Here is a 4,623-nt window from a genome sequence, read left to right on the forward strand (position 1 = left end):
GAAAGCTGCGGATTCAGCTTCTCGACCTTCGAATGCAGCTTGTTCAGCGCCGCGAGATAAGCCTTCGCCGACGCCGCCACAATATCCGGGTCCGTGCCCACGCCGTTCACGATCCGGCCGCTCTTCGACAACCGCACGGTCACTTCGCCCTGAGCCTGCGTACCGGTGGTGATAGCGTTCACCGAATACAGCACCAACTCGGCGCCGCTCGTCACCTTCGATTCGATCGCGTGGAGCGTGGCGTCGACCGGGCCATTGCCACGTGACTCACCCTGCACTTCAATACCATCGACGGCAAACACCACGCGTGCATGCGGCTGCTCGCCCGTTTCCGAGTGCTGCGCAAGCGACACGAAGCGGAACGTTTCCTTCGCCTGCATTTCCGCGGATTCTTCGGAGACGATCGCCATGATGTCTTCATCGAAGATCTCGGATTTACGATCGGCGAGTTCCTTGAAGCGCACGAACGCGGCGTTCACATCCGTTTCCGACTCCAGCGACACGCCCAGATCTTCCAGGCGCTGCTTGAACGCGTTACGTCCGGACAACTTGCCGAGCACGATCTTGTTGGTCGCCCAGCCCACGTCTTCGGCACGCATGATTTCGTAGGTGTCACGCGCTTTGAGCACGCCATCCTGGTGAATGCCGGAAGCGTGCGCAAACGCGTTCGCACCGACCACAGCCTTGTTCGGCTGCACGACGAAACCGGTGATCTGCGAGACGAGCTTCGACGTCGGCACGATATGCGTTGTATCGATACCGAGCTCCAGCCCGTAGTAATCCTTGCGTGTTTTCATCGCCATCACGACTTCTTCCAGCGCCGTGTTACCCGCGCGCTCGCCCAGACCGTTGATCGTGCATTCGATCTGACGCGCGCCGCCGATGTGCACGCCTGCCAGCGAATTCGCGACCGCCATGCCGAGGTCATCGTGACAATGCACGGACCACACCGCCTTGTCCGAATTCGGCACGCGTTCGCGGATGGTCTTGATCAGGTTGCCGTACCCTTCCGGCACGGCGTAGCCAACCGTATCCGGAATATTGATGATGGTCGCGCCCTCATCGATCACCGCTTCGAGCACCCGGCACAGGAAATCGAGATCCGAACGGCTGCCGTCTTCCGGCGAGAATTCCACATCGTCGGTGAACTTGCGCGCGAAACGCGTGGCGAGACGCGCCTGTTCGTAGACCTGATCCGCCGTCATGCGCAGCTTCTTTTCCATATGCAGCGCCGACGTGGCAATAAACGTATGGATGCGGAAGTGATCGGCGGGCTTCAGGGCGTCGGCGGCGCGCTGGATGTCTTTATCGTTGGCGCGGGCGAGCGAGCAGATCGTGCTGTCCTTGATCAAGCCCGCAATGGTGTGGATCGAGTCAAAATCGCCGTTCGAGCTGGCAGCGAAGCCGGCTTCGATCACATCGACCTTCATCCGTTCGAGCGCCTTCGCGATCCGGATCTTCTCTTCCTTCGTCATCGACGCGCCGGGGGATTGCTCGCCATCGCGCAAGGTCGTGTCGAAAATGATCAGTTTGTCTGCCATGTCGGGCTCCAGTGGGGAGTTTTAGAGTTCTGAAAACGCTGGGGAAAAACGGAAAAACAATACGGAATCCGGGTGTTCGCGCCACCGCTGGCGTCGAAAACCACGAACGAGCAGACGGGAGGCGGGAAGCTTAGCGCGGTAGACGCGCTAGTAGCGGTAGCGCGCGTAGCGGCGCACCAGCTAGGGAAAACGAGAGGGGATGGGCGAAAAAAATCATTTGCAGACTATAACGAGATTTTTGAGAGCGTGCAATTGGGCTTTGCGATCGACGTCATTGAGGTTGCCTGCAAGGGCCACCCGCATGCGTTTCGGTCTGCGTTTGGGACACGAAGCGCCCAAAAGCAAAAAGCGCGCACCGGATTCAAGCCGATGCGCGCTCTACGTTCAATGCGCCTTTTCCGACGATCTGGCCGGGTTCGGCCGGCCGCGGATGGCCATGTACCCCCACCACGCGTAACCGGAGAAACCGTACAACACGAACAAACCGAACAACATCAAGGGCGGATCCGACGATACCAGCACGAATGCGACCACCACCAGCAACACGCCGGCGAACGGGACGCGGAAACGCACGTCGAGCGCCTTGCCGCTGTAGAACGGCGCGTTTGACACCATCGTGACACCGGCATAAATGGTCAGCGCAAACGCCACCCACGGCAACCAGACGAGCTTCAGCGGCACGCGGTTATCGGTGGCGAGCCACACGAAACCCGCGATCAGCGCCGCCGCTGCCGGACTCGGCAGGCCCTGGAAATAACGTTTATCGACGACGCCTACATTCGTATTGAAGCGCGCGAGACGCAATGCCGCACCCGAGCAATAGACGAACGCCGCGAGCCAGCCCCAGCGGCCCAGGTCCTTCAGGATCCACTCGTACATCACCAGCGCCGGCGCGACACCGAACGAAACCATGTCGGACAAGCTGTCGAATTGCTCGCCGAATGCGCTCTGCGTATGCGTCATGCGCGCGACACGGCCGTCCATGCCGTCCAGCACCATGGCCACGAAGATCGCGATGGCCGCTATCTCGAAGCGTACGTTCATGGCCTGAACGACCGCGAAAAAGCCGCAGAACAACGCGGCCGTGGTGAACGCGTTGGGCAGCAGGTAAATGCCGCGTTTCCTCAAAAACTGTTGCCGCTTCGCACGCCGCGTTTCCAGCACGCCGATATCCTGCGCCGACTTGTTACGGCGAAACGCCCGCGGGGGTGTTGCCGTGCTTCGCGTTCGGCGCGGTTTGAGTGCCATCGAGTCCTCCGTTGTGCAGCCTGGTTTTACCGCTTTATTTGTACTGATTCTCAGCCGGATCACTGATTACTCTGCGAACTCGGCAAGGATGGTGGACGAGGCCGACACTTTCTCGCCAATCGCCACCCGCGGACGGCTGCCCACCGGCAAATACACATCGACTCGCGATCCGAAGCGGATAAACCCATAACGCTGGCCACGATTAAGCGGCTCACCCACATGGACATAGCACAAAATGCGCCGCGCGATCAGTCCGGCGATCTGCACCGAGGTCACCGTATGCCCGGCCGCGGTCTGGATCACAATCGCGTTGCGTTCATTCTCGGTTGAGGCTTTGTCGACGGCAGCGTTGAGATACGAACCCGGAAAGTACTCCACTTTGCTGATCGCGCCATCTACGGGCGAGCGCTGCGAATGGACATTGAACACGTTCATGAACACGCTGATCTTCAGCGCTTCGCGGCCCGCGTAAGGGTCGTGTGCGGTTTCCACTGCGACGATACGACCGTCGGCGGGGCACAACACAGCGTTCGCCTGAACCGGAATCGGCCGGGCGGGGTCACGAAAAAACTGGACGACGAAGATCGTCAGTAGCCAGAACGGCCAGGCAAAACCAAAGCCGCCGATGGCCTGGATCAACACGGCAATGACAGCCGCAATGGCAATAAACGGCCAGCCTTCACGCGCGATGATCGGATGTGGATAGTTCATGAACGAGTTCTATATTTTTAGTAAAACCGTAGGATAGCAAAAGCCGTCCGGCGCCAAGCGACACCGGACGGCTTTCGGTCTTCACTAAGACCGGCAAACAACACCGGTCGTTCAGCTTTTTTAGTTCTTCGACTGCTTAGTTCTTCGACTGATCAACCAGCTTGTTTGCAGCGATCCACGGCATCATCGCGCGCAACTTGGCACCGACCGTTTCGATCTGGTGCTCAGCGGTCAGGCGGCGACGCGATTGCAGCGTCGGTGCACCCGCCTTGTTTTCGATGATGAAGCTCTTTGCGTACTCGCCCGTCTGGATGTCCGTCAGCACTTGCTTCATTGCCTTCTTCGTTTCCGACGTCACGATCTTCGGACCCGTCACATATTCGCCGTATTCGGCGTTGTTCGAGATCGAGTAGTTCATGTTGGCGATGCCGCCTTCATAGATCAGGTCGACGATCAGCTTCAGTTCGTGCAGGCATTCGAAGTACGCCATTTCCGGCGCGTAACCCGCTTCCACCAGCGTCTCGAAACCGGCCTTGATCAGGTCGACCGTACCGCCGCACAGCACAGCTTGCTCGCCGAACAAGTCCGTTTCCGTTTCTTCGCGGAAGTTCGTTTCGATAATGCCGGCACGGCCGCCGCCGTTAGCTGCCGCATACGACAACGCAACGTCACGTGCTGCGCCCGACTTGTCTTGCGCCACGGCGATCAGGTGGGGAACGCCGCCGCCCTGCGAGTACGTGCTGCGAACCGTGTGGCCCGGCGCCTTCGGGGCGATCATGATCACGTCGAGGTCGGCACGCGGGATAACCTGGCCGTAATGCACGTTGAAACCGTGCGCGAATGCCAGTGCAGCGCCTTCCTTGGCGTTGTCGTGCACTTCATTCTTGTAGACTTCAGCGATCTGCTCGTCCGGCAGCAGCATCATGACCACGTCCGCGCCTTTCACCGCTTCAGCCACTTCCTTGACCTTCAGGCCGGCCTTCTCGGCCTTGCTCCACGATGCGCCGTTCTTGCGCAGACCGACCGTCACGTTCACGCCGCTTTCCTTCAGGTTCAGCGCGTGTGCATGGCCTTGCGAGCCATAGCCGATGATCGTGACTTGCTTGCCCTTGATGAGGGAGAG

General features: G+C 59.6%; 4 protein-coding genes. All 4 read right to left on the reverse strand.

What is annotated here, in order from left to right; genetic code table 11:
• Positions 1–1,541 (reverse strand): 2-isopropylmalate synthase (locus JWR14_RS25025; protein ID WP_299713594.1); only part of this gene is annotated, 1,541 nt, incomplete at its 3' end.
• 384 nt (positions 1,542–1,925) lie between these two features.
• Positions 1,926–2,789 carry a CDP-diacylglycerol--serine O-phosphatidyltransferase gene (gene pssA, locus JWR14_RS25030; protein ID WP_213767386.1) on the reverse strand — a complete coding sequence of 288 codons (864 nt, stop codon included), beginning with the start codon at positions 2,787–2,789 and terminating at the stop codon, positions 1,926–1,928.
• A gap of 66 nt (positions 2,790–2,855) precedes the next feature.
• Positions 2,856–3,500, reverse strand: coding sequence for a phosphatidylserine decarboxylase (locus JWR14_RS25035; protein WP_062084542.1), 645 nt, complete (start codon positions 3,498–3,500; stop codon positions 2,856–2,858).
• 136 nt (positions 3,501–3,636) lie between these two features.
• The coding region (gene ilvC / locus JWR14_RS25040) for a ketol-acid reductoisomerase (protein WP_299713601.1) at positions 3,637–4,623 on the reverse strand (987 nt) is incomplete at its 5' end.

It is taken from the genome of Caballeronia sp., from assembly GCF_028292365.1.
Lineage (GTDB): Bacteria > Pseudomonadota > Gammaproteobacteria > Burkholderiales > Burkholderiaceae > Caballeronia.